The organism is Streptomyces sp. NPDC051987 (assembly GCF_040680735.1).
Taxonomy (GTDB): domain Bacteria; phylum Actinomycetota; class Actinomycetes; order Streptomycetales; family Streptomycetaceae; genus Streptomyces.
Window position 1 is genome coordinate 1 of the sequence record NZ_JBFAXI010000002.1, and the last position, 15,691, is coordinate 15,691.

Sequence of the window (15,691 nt, forward strand, 5' to 3'; positions counted from 1 at the left end):
GCCCGCCCCGGGGCGGCACCCCCGCGTCCCCTGCCCCGCTACGCGGAGCGGGCATCCACCCCGGCCCCGAAGAACCGTGCACCCGGCCCGGACAGAAGGGTGGATGCGAGACTGACGCCGGATGGCGAGAAGACGACGCCGTGTGCACCCGCACAGCCACGGGTGCGCGGGCTTCGCGCACGGACACGGAGGCGGGCGATGGACGAGGCAAGGGCGCGGGACGTACTGGCCGCGGCGGACGTGCTGCCCGGCGCGGCGGCCGACGCCCCGCTGCTGGCCCTGGGCGAGAACGCGGTGTTCGCCGCCGGGGACCTGGTGGTGAAGGTCGGCCGGGACGCGGAACTCCTCGACCGGGCCCGGCGTGAGCTGGAGATCGCCGGGTGGCTGGCGGAGGCGGACGTACCGGCCGTACGGGCCGCCGAACCGAAGGCACGGCTCGTCGAGGGCCATCCGGTGACGGTGTGGCACCGGCTGCCGGATCCGGTGCGGCCGGCCGAACCGCGGGATCTGGCCGAGCTGCTGCGGATCGTGCACGCACTGCCCGCTCCCCCCTTCGCGTTGCCGTCCCGCGAGCTGCTGGGCGGTGTGGAGCGCTGGCTCCGGCTGGCCGGGGATGCGATCGACCCCGCCGACGCGGCGTATCTGCGCGAGCGCCGGGACGGCTTCGCGGCGGCAGCGGCCGCGCTGACGCCCCGCCTGGCACCGGGGCCGATCCACGGCGACGCACTCCCCCGCAATGTGCACGTCGGCCCGGACGGCCCGGTCCTGGTCGACCTGGAGACCTTCTCCGCGGACCTGCGCGAGCACGACCTGGTGGTGATGGCCCTGTCCCGGGACCGGTACGGGCTGCCCGCCGAGGCGTACGACTCGTTCACCGAGGCCTACGGATGGGATGTGCGCGAGTGGGAGGGGTGCGGCGTGCTGCGCGGCGCCCGCGAAACGGCGAGCTGCGCCTGGGCGGCCCAGCACGCCCCGAGCAACCCGAAGGCCCTGGCCGAGTTCGAACGCCGGGTCACGTCGCTGCGCGAGGGCGACGAGTCGGTGAGGTGGTACCCCTTCTGACGACCCCCTGCCGAGGAGCGCTCCGAAGGGGCGCTGGGGGTACCCCCGGCCGAAGGCTGGGGGAGGAACTGCGCGACCAGCCCCCACCGGCCCGCGGCAAGCGAACCACGTACGCCGGTACTCAGACGGCGTCGACAAGCTCCCGCAACGGCCACGCCCCGTCCACCACCGCGTCGGCCTCCCCCTTGCGCCGCAAGAACTGCTGGAAGTCCGCCGCCCACTGCGCGTACCACTCCACCTGGCGCCGGTGCAGCTCCGCCGGACCCAGCGCCGCGATCTTCGGGTGGCGCTCGGCTATCGCACCGGCCAGGCGCGCCGCGGCGAGGGCGTCGGCCGAGGCGTTGTGGGCGGCGGCGAGAGTGATGCCGTACTCGGCGCAGACCGCTTCCAGGTTGCGCTTGCCGCGGCGGTAGCGGTCGACCCAGCGGTCGATGGTGTACGGGTCGACGACCGGCGCGGGGTCGAGGCCGCCGAGGCGGTCGGAGAGGGACGGCAGACCGTGGCGACGCAGCTCCGCCGAGAGCAGGGTGAGGTCGAAGGTCGCGTTGTAGGCGACGACCGGGACGCCGGTCTTCCAGTAGCCGGTGAGGACGTCCGCGAGGGCGTCCGCCACCTGGTCGGCCGGTCTGCCCTCGGCCGCCGCACGCTCGTTGCTGATGCCGTGCACGGCCACCGCGTCGGCCGGGATCTCCACGCCCGGGTCCGCCAGCCACTCGCGGCGGCCCAGCTCCCGCCCGGCCCTGACCTCGATCACGGCCCCCGTGACGATCCGTGCCTCGCGCGGATCCGTACCCGTCGTCTCCAGGTCGAAGCCGATCAGGAGCTCCTGGTGCCAGCCCATGGGCGGCCCCCCTTCTTGGTGGTGCTTTCCCCCAGTGGTCTCCACCCTCGCATGCGCCACTGACAATCAGACGACCGCGTTCCGCTTACCGGCGCACCGGTGTCGCACCCGCACGTCAGGACACCGGGCGCGAATCCGCCCAAGCCATCTCGAACTCCTCGCGGTACGTGGGGAAGAGTCCCGTTTCCACGACGTCGTCCGACTTGACCACCTTGCCGCTGTTGCGGAGCACCAGCACGGGCGACTCCATCCCCCGCGCCCCGCGCAGGTAGGACTGGACGACGGCGACGCCGTCCGCGCCGTCGCCGTCCACCAGGTAGGCGGAGAAGCGGGGGGTGTCGTCGTACACCTGGATCTGGAAGGCGCCGGGGTCGCGCAGCCGGGAGCGGACCCGGCGCATGTGGAGGATGTTCATCTCGACCGAGCGCGCCAGTTCGCCACGTTTCATCCCGAGTTCGCGTTCGCGGCGCTTGACCGCGCTGGACGCGGGGTTGAGGAAGAGGAGGCGGACCCGGCAGCCGGTCTCGGCGAGGCGGACCAGGCGACGGCCGGAGAAGTTCTGCACGAGCAGGTTGAGGCCGATGCCGATGGCGTCCAGGCGGCGGGCGCCGCCGAACAGGTCCTCGGCCGGGAACTGGCGCATGAGGCGGACCCGGTCGGGGTGGACGGCGACGACGTCCGCGTAGCGGTCGCCGACGAGGTCCTCCACCGCGTCCACGGGGAGCCGGCGCGCCGAGGGCACGTCGCCGCCCGCGCCGAGCATCTCCAGGAGCCGGGCCGAGGCGCGCTCGGCCTGGTCCAGGACGGCCCCGGACAGCGCCCGGTTGCGGGAGACGACGTTGCGGGTCACCTCCAGCTCGTCCAGGGCGAGTTCGACGTCCCGGCGCTCGTCGAAGTACGGCTCGAAGCACGGCCAGTGCTGCACCATCAGCTCGCGCAGCTGGGGCAGGGTGAGGAAGCTGAGCACGTTGTCGTCGGCGGGGTCGAGCAGGTAGCCCTTGCGGCGGCTGACCTCGCGGACCGCGACCGCCCGCTGGACCCACTCCTGCCCGGCCGGGCCGGCCGCGGCGACCACCCACTCGTCACCGTGGACGGGTTCGTAGATGGGGCGCAGCACGGCGGCCACGACCGCGCGCATCCGCTGTTCGACGAGGTTCAGCCAGATGTAGGCCCGGCCGGCCCGCTGGGCGCGCGTACGCACCTCCAGCCAGGCGTCGGCGTCCCACTCCAGCTCCGGCCCGATGGAGCCGGTGGCGTCCATCGGCCGGGCCAGGGACACCGCGCCGGGCGGGACGTCTGTGGAGTTCCCCTCGTGACCCTCGTCACCAGGGGGCAGCTCCAGGCCTCCCGAGCCCACCCGTGCACCGCCTTCCGCTCCCCCGAGCTCTCCCCAAGCCAACGATCAAGGAAGGGTACTCCGGGAGTGGTCGGCGGTGCAGCCGGATGGACAGGTCGTTTCTCAACTACCGTTTCCGCGATGTCCGTTCTGATCAGCGAGGGCGGCCGGCGTGAGCGGGTTCATGGCGGTGACGTCGCGCGGGGCGACGGAGAAGCCCTGCCGGTGGACCGGCACCGGCTGCTGGTCCTCGGCGCGCGCGACGTGGTGGAATCCGGCGTTCACCCAGGCCACGGGGCCGGTGAGGGGCTGCCGAAGAGCCGCACGCAGCGGTCTTCTCCGCACGCGCCGAGCACGGCCGGCCGGGCGCCCGTGCGGCCGGTGGTCCGCGCGATCCCGCCGGTGTCCACGTCGACGGTCCGGGGGGCCGCTGTGTGCACTGGTCGCCGGACAACAGGGGCCTAAGTCAGGAGGGGTTCCATTACTTTCGGGCAGACTCATGACCAAGGCGCCCCCGGGCGCAGGACCCACCTGGAAGAGTCGACTTCATGCAGGTCTGGCCTGGAGAGGCATATCCGCTCGGCGCCACGTACGACGGCGCCGGGACCAACTTCGCGGTCTTCACGGAGGCCGCGGACCGAGTGGAGCTGTGTCTGCTGCACGACGACGGCTCGGAGACGGCGGTGGAACTGCGGGAGAGCGACGCCTTCGTACGGCACGCGTACCTGCCGGGCGTGATGCCGGGGCAGCGGTACGGCTTCCGGGTGCACGGCCCGTACGATCCCGGGCGCGGGCTGCGCTGCAACTCGGCGAAGCTGCTGCTCGACCCGTACGCGAAAGCGGTCAGCGGGTCGGTGCGCTGGGGCGAGGAGGTGTACGGCTACCACTTCGGCGACCCCGACCGGCGCAACGACCTGGACTCGGCACCGCACACCATGGCGTCGGTGGTGATCAACCCGTACTTCGACTGGGGCGACGACCGTCGGCCGCGCACCGAGTACCACCGCACGGTGATCTACGAGGCCCATGTGAAGGGCCTGACCATGCGCCACCCCGGCCTGCCGGAGGAACTGCGCGGCACCTACGCGGGCCTGGCGCACCCGGCCGTCATAGACCACCTGACCGAGCTGGGCGTCACCGCCCTGGAGCTGATGCCCGTCCACCAGTTCGTGAACGACCACCGGCTGGTCGACATGGACCTCAACAACTACTGGGGCTACAACACCATCGGCTTCTTCGCCCCGCACAACACCTACGCCTCCTGGGGCGACCGCGGCCAGCAGGTCCTGGAGTTCAAGTCGGCGGTCCGGGCGCTGCACGAGGCCGGGATCGAGGTGATCCTCGACGTGGTCTACAACCACACCGCCGAGGGCAACCACCTGGGCCCCACGCTGTCCTTCCGCGGCCTGGACAACCCGTCCTACTACCGTCTGACCGACGACCCGCGCTACTACATGGACACCACCGGCACCGGCAACTCGCTGCTGATGCGGTCCCCGCACGTCCTCCAGATGATCATGGACTCGCTGCGCTACTGGGTGACCGAGATGCACGTCGACGGCTTCCGCTTCGACCTCGCGGCGACCCTGGCCCGGCAGTTCCACGAGGTGGACCGGCTGTCGTCGTTCTTCGACCTGGTGCAGCAGGACCCGGTCGTCTCCCAGGTGAAGCTGATCGCCGAGCCCTGGGACGTCGGCGAGGGCGGCTACCAGGTGGGCAACTTCCCGCCGTTGTGGACCGAGTGGAACGGCAAGTACCGGGACACCGTGCGCGACCTGTGGCGCGGCGAGCCGCGCGCGCTGGCCGAGTTCGCGTCCCGGCTGACCGGTTCCTCCGACCTCTACCAGGACGACGGCCGCCGCCCGCTGGCCTCCATCAACTTCGTCACCTGCCACGACGGTTTCACGCTGCACGACCTGGTGGCCTACAACGACAAGCACAACGAGGCCAACGGCGAGGACAACCGGGACGGCGAGAGCCACAACCGCTCGTGGAACTGCGGTGTGGAGGGGCACACCGACGACCCGGGGATCCTCGAACTGCGCGAGCGCCAGATGCGGAACTTCATCGCCACGCTGATGCTGTCCCAGGGCGTGCCGATGATCAGCCACGGCGACGAGTTCGCCCGCACCCAGCAGGGCAACAACAACGCCTACTGCCAGGACAACGAGCTGTCCTGGGTGGACTGGCCGGCCCCCGGGGACGACAGCGAGCTGCTCGCCTTCACGCGCGCGATGGCGCGGCTGCGCAAGGAGCACCCGGTCTTCCGGCGCCGCCGCTTCTTCCACGGCCGCCCGGTGGAGGGCACCCACGACGAGCTCTCCGACATCGCCTGGTTCACCCCGGAGGGCCACGAGATGGCCCAGCGCGACTGGGACTCCGCGCCCGCGTCGGCCCTCACGGTGTTCCTCAACGGCAACGCGATCTCGGAACCGGGCCCGCGCGGGGAGCGCATCGCCGACGACTCGTTCCTGCTGATGTTCAACGCGTCGCCGGAGCCGCTGGAGTTCGTGGTGCCGGTCAATCACGGCCTGCAGTGGGAGGTGGTGGTCGACACGGCGCACGCCGAGGGGGTGCCGGCCGGGCCGAAGGTGGACGCGGGGGCACGGCTGACACTGGTGGGCCGGAGTCTGGCCGTGCTGAAGAGGCCGGCCTAGGGATGCGTGCTCCGACGGACCGTGGGGCCGGCGCGGACCGGTGGGAGCCGGTCGCGCCCCGCGGCGCGGCCGCTGCCGGACGCGGCACCGCGCCCCTTCGGGGGCGCTCCGCCCTGCCCGGTGACAGAGAACGCGACGGGGCGGGTACGTGGTTCCCATGACAGCTGTGCGAACCTCCACCGCCCCGCCCACGGCCACCTACCGACTCCAGCTCCAGCCCGGCTTCCCCTTCTCGGCGGCTGCCTCGGCCGTGCCGTACCTGGCCTCGCTCGGCGTCTCCCACCTGCATCTCTCCCCGGTCCTGGAGGCCGTCCCCGGCTCCACGCACGGCTACGACGTCGTCGACCACGCGCGCGTGCGCGAGGAACTCGGCGGCGAGGAGGGGCTCCGCGCCCTGTCGCGCACCGCGCGGGAGCACGGTCTCGGCCTCGTCGTGGACATCGTGCCGAACCACATGGCGATGTCCCCCCGGCACAATCACGCCCTGTGGGAGGTGCTCCGGGAGGGCCCGAAGTCGCCGTACGCGCGCTGGTTCGACATCGACTGGGAGGCGCAGGGCGGTCAGCTGCTGGTGCCGGTGCTGGGCGGCCCGGTCGGCGAGGTGCTCGGGGAGCTGGCGGTCGACGGTGACGTGCTGCGCTACCACGAGCACGCCTTCCCGCTCCGCGAGGGCACCGCGGAGCTCCCGCTGCCGGAGCTGCTGGACGCCCAGTGGTACCGCCCGGTGTGGTGGCGGCTGGCCCGCACCGAGCTGAACTACCGGCGCTTCTTCAGCATCTCGGAGCTGATCGGGGTGCGGGTGGAGGACCCGGAGGTGTTCGACGCCACCCACGCCAAGATCCTCCAGCTGCTGCACGAGGGCGTGGTGGACGGACTGCGCGTGGACCATCCCGACGGCCTCGCCGACCCCGACGGCTACCTCGCACGGCTGCACCGGGCGACCGGCGGGCGGTGGACGGTCGTGGAGAAGATCCTGGCCGACGGCGAGCGGCTGCCGGCCGCCTGGCCGGTCGCCGGAACCACCGGGTACGACGCCCTGCGGCAGGTGGACGGCCTGTTCACGGACCCCGCGGGCGCCGGTGAACTGCTCCAGCAGTACCGCGAGTTCGCGGCCCCGCAGACGGACCGCGGCGGCGACTGGGCGGCGACGGTCCGGCGGGCCGCGTACAAGGTGATCACCCACGAGCTGGCGGCCGAGACGGACCGGCTGACCCGGGCGGCCACGCGCGCGTGCACGGCGTCGGCGGATCCCGCATTGCGCGACCGGGCGCCCTGGGCGCTGCGCACCGCGCTGGAGGAGCTGCTGGTGCGGATGCGGGTGTACCGGCCGTACGCCTCCGGTGACGTGGCCGCCGTGGTGACCGAGGAGGCCGCCGGGGAGGCCCGGCGCGCCTTCGTGGTGCCCGAGGAGGGCGGCGCGGTCGACGTGGTGCGCGGACTGCTCCTGGCGGGGGACGGGCCGGAGGTCGCGGAGTTCCGGACGCGGTTCGCGCAGACCGCCTCGGCGTTGCGGGCCAAGTCGGTGGAGGACACGGCGTTCTACCGCTACGTGCCGCTGCTGGCGGCGACCGAGGTCGGCGGGGACCCGGGCAGCCCGGGGGTGTCCCCGGACGCCTTTCACGCATACTGCGCGCGCGTGCAGCGCGACTGGCCGCTCACCGGGACGGTGGTGACGACGCACGACACCAAGCGCAGCGCGGACGTGCGGGCCGCGCTGGCGGTGCTGACGGAGTGCCCGGAGCGCTGGGCGGAGGTGCTGACCGAGGTGACGCGGGACGCGGAGGGGGTGCCGGACGCGCAGCTGGCCTGGGCGGCCTGGCAGACGGTGTTCGGGCTCGGTCCGGCGGCCCCCGAGCGGGTGCGCGGGGCGCTGGTGAAGCATGTGCGGGAGGCGGGCCTGTACACGAGCTGGACGGAGCAGGAGCCGCCGTACGAGGAGGCGGTGGTGTCGTTCGTCGCGGCGGGGCCGTGCGGGGTGCCAGGAGAGCGCGTGGCGGCCTTCCGGGCCGAGCTGGAGCTGCACGTCCGGGCGAACGTGCTGGGGACGGCTCTGGTCCAGCTGACCATGCCGGGGGTGCCGGACGTGTACCAGGGCACGGAGGGCGAGTACCGGGCGCTGGTGGACCCGGACAACCGGCGGCCGGTCTCCTTCCCGCCGGCACACCCGGGCGAGAAGGACGCGGTCACGGCAGCGGCGCTGCGGCTGCGGGCACGGCGTCCGGACGCCTTCGGCGAGACGGCGTCGTACGCGCCGCTGACGGCCGCGGGGCCGGCCGCGGCGCACTGCCTGGCGTTCACCCGGTCCGGCCGGGTGGTCACGGCGGTGACCCGGCTGTCGCTGCGGCTGGCCGAGGCGGGCGGCTGGCGGGACACGGTGCTGGCGCTGCCGCCGGGGCGGTGGGCCGACGTGCTGGCGCCGGGGCGCCGGTTCACGGGACACGTGCCGGTGGGCGAGCTGTTCGAGGGGCTGCCGGTGGCGCTGCTGGAGCGGGTGGAAGACGGGGCCGACGCGGACTGAACGAAAACTGAACGAAATCGGCTGGAAACGGCTGCACAGGGACGGCATATTCACTCGTACGAGTGAATATGAGGCCCATTCGGAGGTTTGCTGAAACTCGACGGACGCGGGCCGCGTCCGTTATCGGCGCGTGGAGCGGTTCCGCGCCCCGTAGTGACTTCGCACCCCCATCCGCGCCCACCGGCCCCGGCGGACGACAGCACATGCCTCCGGGCGCCCCCTGGAGCCTCCCCCGGCAGGTTCTTGACAGTTCACCTATGCCGTGCGGGACTGGGGAATGCGAAGCCGGGCGGACAAGTCGGGGGTGAGTCTCCTGCCGGAGCTGCGTTACCCCAGTGTTCCCGAACTCGTCGCGACCGCCCGGGCGCTGGCCGCTGACCGGCCCGGCCTGTGCACGCTGCGGCAGATCGGCCTCTCCCGCGGGGGCAGACCGCTGCACCTGCTCTCCGTCGGGCACGCCCGGCGGGCGGTGCTGGTCGTCGCGGGCGCACACGCCAACGAGCCGACGGGGGGCGGCACCCTCCTCTCACTGGCCGAACGGGTGCTGCACGAACAGGCGCTGCGGGCGGACACCTCCTGGCACTTCCTGCTGTGCGCGGACCCGGACGGGGCGAGCCTGCACATCACCCCGGCCCCGCGCAGCCTGTTCGACTACCACCTCGGCTTCTACCGCCCGGCGGGCCCCGAGCAGCCGGAGTGGTCGCCTTCGGTGCTGCCGCCGGACAGGCTGCCGCCGGAGACCGTCGCCCTGCTCGGGGTGATCGACGAACTGCGCCCCTACCTCCAGGTGACCCTGCACGGCACCGACCTGGGCGGCAGCTGGGTGCAGCTGACCAGGGACGTACCGGGGCTGGCCGAGCCGTTCGCCAAGTCGGCGGCGGAACTGCACATCCCGGTGGAGACGGGCGCCTCGGACGCCGCGGGCTGGCCGCACTCCGGACCCGGCGTCCGGGTCATGCCCGGTCCGGAGACGGGGGTGGCCTACCCGAGCATGCCGGACGACGCGCGGCACAGCACCTGGTACCACGCGCATCGTTACGGCGGTCTGACGGCGGTGGTCGAGGTGCCGATGTGGGCGAGCGACCTGGTCGACGACCCGGCTCCGCACCCGGCGCCGGCGGCGGCGATGCGCAGGCTGGCACACCGGCTGCTGCGGGACTCAGGTGAGGTGGAGCGGGTGCTGGCCGAGGCGCTGCCCCGGCTGGACGGCCCGGACGGGCCGCTGCTGCGCGCGGCCCGCTGGGCGATGGGGCTGATCCCGGGGCTTGCCGAGGACTGGATCCAGCGGCCGCCGGTCGACACGACCATGGCGTACATCGGCAGCGTGGACGCCTTCGGACGGCGGCTGCCGTTACGAGCCGCGTCGATGCTGCTGCGCGTGCTGCGGGAGGCGGACGACCGCGCGGCGCCGCGGCTGGAGGAACTGGTGGCCTGCTGGTGCCAGGCCTACGCGGAGCGCTTCCAGGCCCGCTGGGTGCCGTTGGAGCGCCAGGTGGAACATCAGTCCCGGACGGTGCTCGCGGCCGCGCAGCACGCGCGTGAACAGGCGGCATGAGGACGATCGGAGGGCAGCGCGAGGACGGCGTGACGACGGAGCCCGGACGGCGCGAGGGCACCATGCCGACGGAGCGAGGGCTGCGCGAGGGCTACGCGAGGACGCCCTGCGGACGGAGCGCGGGCGGGGCGCGGGCGGGGTGGTGCGGCCACCGGCGTGTCCGGGGGCCGCACGCATCGCCGACCCCGCTCAGCCGTCGAGGGCGAAGACCGGGCCGGTCCGGGCCAACAGTTGGCAGGAGTTCGGGAACGTCTCGCGGTACTCGATCGGCCGGCCGTTCCACTGCCCGCGCGCCTGGGCGGTCACCGGGGCGTAGACCATCGGGCACATCGCGCCCTCGACCGGTGCGACACGGGTGATGTCACCGCCCACCGCGTCGAGGGCGGCGCAGGCCTCGGCCGCGCGGGAGTGCCCCTGGGGCGGGTCGCACAGCAGCAGCGTGCCGCGCGTGTCGCTGGACCGGCTGTCGCCCTTGGTGACGGCCAGGTAGAGGTAGTCGCCGTCGTGCGTCCCGCCCGGCGCGGCCTGGGCCGGCCCGGCGAGAAGCAGGGTAGCGGCCGCCAGCAGGGCACCGGCGGCCGCTGTCGCTTTGCTGAGATGCGTCATTCCCCGTGCATCGGCACGACCGGCTCGGTCCCCCAGCCCGTCTCACCCGATCGGGCAAGCCCGCGCGTGCGGCGGTGCGCGAGTTCGAACGCGCTCAGGACCACGCGGGTCTGGTACTCGGCCTGGCGTGCGACCGGGATCCAGCGCGCGCCGAGGGCGTCGTGGAAGTCCGCGCACCAGGTGTCGATCAGCCGGTCCAGGTCGGGCAGGGCGGCGGCGGGGTCGTGGCCGGTGCTGCGCAGGAGCTGGTGCAGCAGCCCGGCGGCGCGCAGGGCCAGCCGGCGCCCGGCGAGGCGCAGGGCGGCCAGGTGGGCGGAGCTGAGCGGGGGCAGCGGGCGGGCGCTGCCGGCGTCCGTGTCGGGATCCCAGGCCTCGGCCAGACCGGGGCAGACCAGCAGGTAGTCGTCGACCGGCGCGAACAGCCGGGCGGCGTCCGGCGCCGTGGCCAGCTGCGGCCGGACCCGGGCCAGGACGCCGTCCAGGAGGGCGGTGTCGCGCCGCAGGGTCCGGCTGACCGAGCGCAGCGCCGCGTCCCGGTCGGCAGGCGGTGTGCCGTCCTGGACGGCGGCCACGCCCCACATGGGCGCCTCGACGATGGCGGTGACGGTGCCGTGCCGGTACGGGTGGTACCAGGTGGACTCGACGGCGGCCTCGGTGAGGGCGGCGGCGAGGTCGGCGCGGCGGGGCGGCGGGACGCGGTAGACGGCCGCGCCCAGCACGGGCCAGTACAGGGTGTCGTACGCGCCCAGTTCGCGGGGGATGCCGAGCCGGGTCGCGGTGTGCGCGAGGCGCCGGTCGAGGCCCGGCAGGTCACGGGTCAGCTCGACGAAGCCGCCGCCGACGTCGACGCCGTGCAGCGAGCACTGCAGGAAGGGCCGCAGCTCGTCCTGGAGGTCGAGCAGGGCCCGGGTCTCGGGCAGCGCGGCGGCCTGCGCCCCGTCGGGCAGCCACTCGGGCTGTTCCAGGAAGCCGGGCCGGAAGAAGTTCCGGAAGTAGTGGCCCAGGGTGTACGGCCCGGCCAGCCAGCCCTCGTTGCGGCGGGAGCCGTCGGGGTCCAGGCACAGCAGCAGGTTCCAGGTGACGTCGGCGTCCTCCGTGAGCCGCGGGTCGGTGAGGACCCGGTCGGCGAGGCGCAGCGCGGTGGCGCCGCCGACGGGTTCGTTGGCGTGCGGGCCCGCGACGACCAGGACGTGGCGGGTGCCGTGACCGATGGAAAGCAGCCACATCGGTGTCCCGGCGCGGGAGACGCCTACCCTGCGCAGCCGGGCGTCCCGGGGGTGGCCGACGACCAGCGCGGCCGCCCACGAGGCCAGCTCGTCGACGGTCGGATAGCGGAGGAGGGGCGGCAGGTCACACCTCCACGATGCGGTGTCGGTTCACATGCTGTGCACGGCCTACGCACAGTCAGTCACGACTTGAGGGGTACGTCAACACCACGACGGACAACCGTTTTTCGGCCACCGCGCGGAAGACGTCCGGGGGGCCGGGGTGGGCCTGCCCGGGGTCAGTCGCTCGCGAGCCGGAAGACCGTCCGGCCGAAGGCGACCTGGTCGCCCTCGCGGACGACGGCGGCGCCGGTCACCCGGCGGCCGTTCACGGTGGTGCCGTTGGTGGAGCCGAGGTCCCGCAGGATCCACACACCGCCCTGGTGACGGAGTTCGGCGTGCACCCGGGAGACCGTCTCGTGGTTGAGCCGCAGGCCGTTGGCGGGGTCGCGGCCGATGCGCAACGGGTGGCCGTTGCCCGGGTGCGGCAGCAGCAGCTTGGGCAGCCGCTCTGCCTGCCACGCCCGGCGCAGCCGTACGGTGAAGCCGGAGACGGCCTCGACGGTGCCGAAGAGCACGCGCGCGAAGCGGCTCTCCTGGGGCAGGTCGGCGGTGAGCGCGGCGAGTTCCTCGGCGCGGCGGGCGGCGAGCGCCAGCTCCATGCGGCGCACGAACGTGTCGTGCGACAGCCGTCCCATGGCGACGCCGTCGCGCAGCACGCTCAGTGCCTTGTCACGTTCCGCGTCGGACAGCCGCGCGGGGTAGGTGTGGAACTCGAAGGACGACGTCACGCTGCCGATTCTGAGTCAGTGAACTCCGGGTGTCCAGAAAACGGGAAAACGGCCGTCACGCGCGCGTACGTACGACGACACCCGCCCGGAAAGCCGGGATTCAAAAGCGGACTGATCTCTTTCACGGCACGATGGACGCACTACCTCACGAGGAGCCAGACGAAGGGGACCGTCCGTGCAGTTCGAGGTGTGGGCACCGCAGACAGACCGTGTGACGCTCCATTGCGACGGCACCGCGATCGCGTTGGAGCGCGACCGGACGCGGCCCGGCTGGTGGACCGGGGAGGCGGACGCCGAGGACGGCACGCGCTACGGGTTCGCCCTGGGCGACGGCCCCGTGCTGCCCGACCCGCGTTCGCGCCGGCAGCCGGACGGCCCGGACGGGCTCAGCGCCGTCGTGGACCACACCCGTCACACCTGGCGGGCCGCCTGGCCGGGGCGGGCGCTGCCGGGCGCGGTGCTCTACGAGCTGCACGTGGGCACGTACACCCCCGAGGGCACCCTGGACGCGGCCGCCGCCCGCCTCGACCACCTGCGGGAACTGGGCGTCACCCACGTGGAGTTGATGCCGCTGTGCCCGTTCCCCGGTCGGCACGGCTGGGGATACGAGGGGGTCTCGCTGTGGGCGGTGCACGAGCCGTACGGCGGCCCCGAGTCGCTGAAACGGTTTGTCGACCGGGCTCACGAGCTGGGCCTCGGCGTCGTCCTGGACGTGGTGCACAACCACCTCGGACCGTCCGGCAACTACCTGCCCGCGTTCGGGCCGTACTTCACCGAGGCGCACCAGACGCCCTGGGGCGCCGCGGTCAACCTGGACGCGCCCGGGTCGGACGAGGTGCGCGCGTACCTGCTGGGCAGCGCCCTGGCCTGGCTGCGTGACTACCGGATCGACGGGCTGCGGCTGGACGCGGTGCACGCGTTGTGCGACACGCGCGCGTGCCACTTCCTGGAGGAGCTGTCGGCGGCCGTGGCCAAACTGGCGGCCGAGTCGGGCCGGCCGCTGTTCCTGATCGGCGAGTCCGACCTGAACGACCCGCGGGTCGTCACTCCCCGCGAGGAGCACGGGTTCGGTCTGGACGCGCAGTGGAACGACGACTTCCACCACGCCCTGCACACCGCGCTGACCGGCGAGTCCCAGGGCTACTACGCCGACTTCGCCCGCGCCCCGCTCGCCGCCCTCGCCAAGACGCTCACCGGCGGCTTCTTCCATGACGGCACCTACTCCAGCTTCCGCGGCCGCCGGCACGGCCGACCGCTGGACCGCGCGCGGGTGGCCGGACACCGGCTGCTCGGCTACACCCAGACCCACGACCAGGTCGGCAACCGCGCCCAGGGCGACCGGCTTTCGGCGGCCCTCTCCCCCGGCCTGCTGGCCTGCGCCGCCACCGTGGCCCTGACCGCGCCCTTCACGCCGATGCTCTTCATGGGCGAGGAGTGGGCGGCCGGCACCCCCTGGCAGTTCTTCACCGACCACACGGACCCGGACCTGGCGGAGGCCGTACGGCGGGGCAGGCGACGGGAGTTCGCGGCGCACGGCTGGGCCGAGGAGGACGTGCCCGACCCGCAGGACCCGGCGACCCGGGAGCGGTCCTGCCTGGACTGGTCCGAGCCGGAACGCGAACCGCACGCGCGCGTGCTGGCCTGGTACCGCCGGCTCCTCGCCCTGCGCCGCGAACAGCCGGACCTCACCGACCCCGACCTCGCCGACACCAAGGTGGCCTACGACGAGGCGGCACGCTGGCTGGCGTTCCGGCGTGGGGACGTGCGGGTGGCGGTGAACCTGGGCAAGGAGCCGGCGGCGATCCCCCTGGGCACCGGAGTCGTGGAGGTACTGGCCGCGTGGGACCCCGTGGCGGCACCGGACACCGACGGGGTCCTGCACGTGCCGGGCGAGTCGTGCGTGGTGCTGACGCAGGCGTGAGCGGACCCGGGGCGGGCGCCGGCGGGCACGCGCGAGCGCGAAGCAAGACGCACGACGCGGGCCACCGGGCCGGAGGCGCCGCGGTACGGGGCGGAGTGACGCACGGACCGGGGTGGCGCACGCGCGTGTGGTCGGCGACGGGGCGAACCGCGGGCACGCGCGCGCGGGTCTACAGTTCGTCGTCGTCCTTCGCGTCCTCGCGCAGCTCCGTCGCCCGTTCCAGCAGGATGGCCTCCCAGGCGCGCCTGAGCTGGGTGCGCAGCAGCGGCAGTGGGCTGTCGTCGCGGCCTTCGAGGCGGTCGGTGAGGCGGATGACGGTGTCGCAGCGGGCCAGCCACAGGCCGCGCAGGCAGGGGCGGGCGCCGTAGCCTGCCAGGGTGGCCGCGCGGACGGCGGCGCCGGAGCCGACCGCGAGGGCGAGCCCGGCGATGTCCTCGGCGGGGTCGCCCACCGCCGCGTCGGTCCAGTCGAGGACACCGCGCACCCTGCCGTCGGCGCTGACCACCAGGTGCTCGCCCTTGAGGTCGTGGTGGACCAGCACGGCGGTACCGGGCTGGGCGGCGAGCTGGGCGGCGCCCGGCGGGGTCAGCTGGAGCAGCCGGGCGGGGTCGAACTCGTCCGCCGCGGCGAGGCGTTGGGCGGCCGGCACGGCCATCCGGCGCAGCGCCTCCAGGGAACGCGGCGGGGTGCGCGGCACGCCCAGCGTCTCGGCCTGCCGTACCGGCACCTCACGCAGTCCGGTGAGCAGCCCGGCCAGGTCCGCCTCGCCGACCGCGGAGACGTCGTGCTCCTCGGCCGTACCACCGGGGATCACCGTGTCCAGCGTGTACGTCAGCCCCGGTGCCCACTCGCCGTGCGCCACGCCGGCCGGGACGGCGACCGGCAGGTGCGGCCGCATCAGGTCGCGCAGGCGCAGTTCGCGGCGCTGGCGGACGGCGGCGTCCCGGTCGGGGGCGAGGCGCAGCACGTGGCGGGTGCCGACCCACCAGGTCGAGTGCTCTCCGCCCGCCGCGACGGGCCGTACCTCGGGGCCCGAGCTGTCGTCCGCGCTCTCCTTGAGCAGCGAGCGGACCAGTCGGCGGACGGTGTCCGCGGTGGGAGTCGGTGGCTGGGTCATGGATCGCGCCGTTGCCGTTCGG

The 15,691-nt window shown here is 73.8% G+C and carries 11 protein-coding genes and 1 pseudogene; 5 read left to right on the forward strand and 7 right to left on the reverse strand.

All coding sequences use genetic code 11. The features are described from left to right. Positions 1 to 198 precede the first annotated feature (198 nt). On the forward strand, positions 199 to 1,062 hold the full coding sequence (locus tag AB0M11_RS01075) for an aminoglycoside phosphotransferase family protein (RefSeq protein ID WP_365699977.1): 864 nt from the start codon (positions 199 to 201) through the stop codon (positions 1,060 to 1,062). Positions 1,063 to 1,183: 121 nt separating this feature from the next. Here AB0M11_RS01075 and AB0M11_RS01080 read toward each other — a convergent pair whose 3' ends face one another. The 3 genes and pseudogenes from AB0M11_RS01080 to AB0M11_RS01090 form a co-directional block, all read right to left on the reverse strand. Then, positions 1,184 to 1,903: a 3'-5' exonuclease gene (locus AB0M11_RS01080; RefSeq protein ID WP_365699979.1), complete on the reverse strand. Its 720-nt coding sequence runs from the start codon at positions 1,901 to 1,903 to the stop codon at positions 1,184 to 1,186. 115 nt (positions 1,904 to 2,018) lie between these two features. Continuing rightward, complete coding sequence (locus AB0M11_RS01085; RefSeq protein ID WP_365699981.1) at positions 2,019 to 3,260, reverse strand: SAV2148 family HEPN domain-containing protein; 1,242 nt, start codon at positions 3,258 to 3,260, stop codon at positions 2,019 to 2,021. A 102-nt stretch (positions 3,261 to 3,362) separates the two neighbouring features. Continuing rightward, positions 3,363 to 3,551, reverse strand: a pseudogene (locus tag AB0M11_RS01090) (copper amine oxidase); the annotation flags it as partial. Positions 3,552 to 3,787: 236 nt separating this feature from the next. Between AB0M11_RS01090 and glgX the strand changes: the two are divergent. The 3 genes from glgX to AB0M11_RS01105 all read left to right on the forward strand — a co-directional run bounded on the left by glgX (position 3,788) and on the right by AB0M11_RS01105 (position 9,969). Continuing rightward, complete coding sequence (gene glgX / locus AB0M11_RS01095) at positions 3,788 to 5,896, forward strand: glycogen debranching protein GlgX (RefSeq protein ID WP_365699983.1); 2,109 nt, start codon at positions 3,788 to 3,790, stop codon at positions 5,894 to 5,896. Between the two features lie 157 nt (positions 5,897 to 6,053). Next, complete coding sequence (gene treY, locus AB0M11_RS01100; RefSeq protein WP_365699985.1) at positions 6,054 to 8,414, forward strand: malto-oligosyltrehalose synthase; 2,361 nt, start codon at positions 6,054 to 6,056, stop codon at positions 8,412 to 8,414. A gap of 304 nt (positions 8,415 to 8,718) precedes the next feature. Beyond that, entirely contained in the window at positions 8,719 to 9,969 is a 1,251-nt protein-coding gene (locus AB0M11_RS01105) for a M14 family zinc carboxypeptidase (protein ID WP_365699987.1), read from the forward strand. A gap of 189 nt (positions 9,970 to 10,158) precedes the next feature. On the opposite strand, the gene AB0M11_RS01110 is transcribed toward AB0M11_RS01105, so the two are convergent. The 3 genes from AB0M11_RS01110 to AB0M11_RS01120 all read right to left on the reverse strand — a co-directional run bounded on the left by AB0M11_RS01110 (position 10,159) and on the right by AB0M11_RS01120 (position 12,631). Continuing rightward, positions 10,159 to 10,575, reverse strand: coding sequence for an SSI family serine proteinase inhibitor (locus AB0M11_RS01110; protein WP_365699988.1), 417 nt, complete (start codon positions 10,573 to 10,575; stop codon positions 10,159 to 10,161). Then, positions 10,572 to 11,888: a M14 family zinc carboxypeptidase gene (locus AB0M11_RS01115; RefSeq protein WP_365700320.1), complete on the reverse strand. Its 1,317-nt coding sequence runs from the start codon at positions 11,886 to 11,888 to the stop codon at positions 10,572 to 10,574. The genes AB0M11_RS01110 and AB0M11_RS01115 overlap by 4 nt, the downstream gene beginning before the upstream one ends. 191 nt (positions 11,889 to 12,079) lie before the next feature. Continuing rightward, positions 12,080 to 12,631 carry a DUF1707 and FHA domain-containing protein gene (locus tag AB0M11_RS01120; protein WP_365699990.1) on the reverse strand — a complete coding sequence of 184 codons (552 nt, stop codon included), beginning with the start codon at positions 12,629 to 12,631 and terminating at the stop codon, positions 12,080 to 12,082. Positions 12,632 to 12,806: 175 nt separating this feature from the next. Here AB0M11_RS01120 and treZ point away from each other — a divergent pair, with 175 nt between their 5' ends. Next, on the forward strand, positions 12,807 to 14,552 hold the full coding sequence (gene treZ / locus AB0M11_RS01125; RefSeq protein WP_365699992.1) for a malto-oligosyltrehalose trehalohydrolase: 1,746 nt from the start codon (positions 12,807 to 12,809) through the stop codon (positions 14,550 to 14,552). Positions 14,553 to 14,721: 169 nt separating this feature from the next. Here treZ and AB0M11_RS01130 read toward each other — a convergent pair whose 3' ends face one another. Beyond that, positions 14,722 to 15,669, reverse strand: coding sequence for an aminoglycoside phosphotransferase family protein (locus AB0M11_RS01130; RefSeq protein WP_365699994.1), 948 nt, complete (start codon positions 15,667 to 15,669; stop codon positions 14,722 to 14,724). Between the last annotated feature and the right edge of the window lie 22 nt (positions 15,670 to 15,691).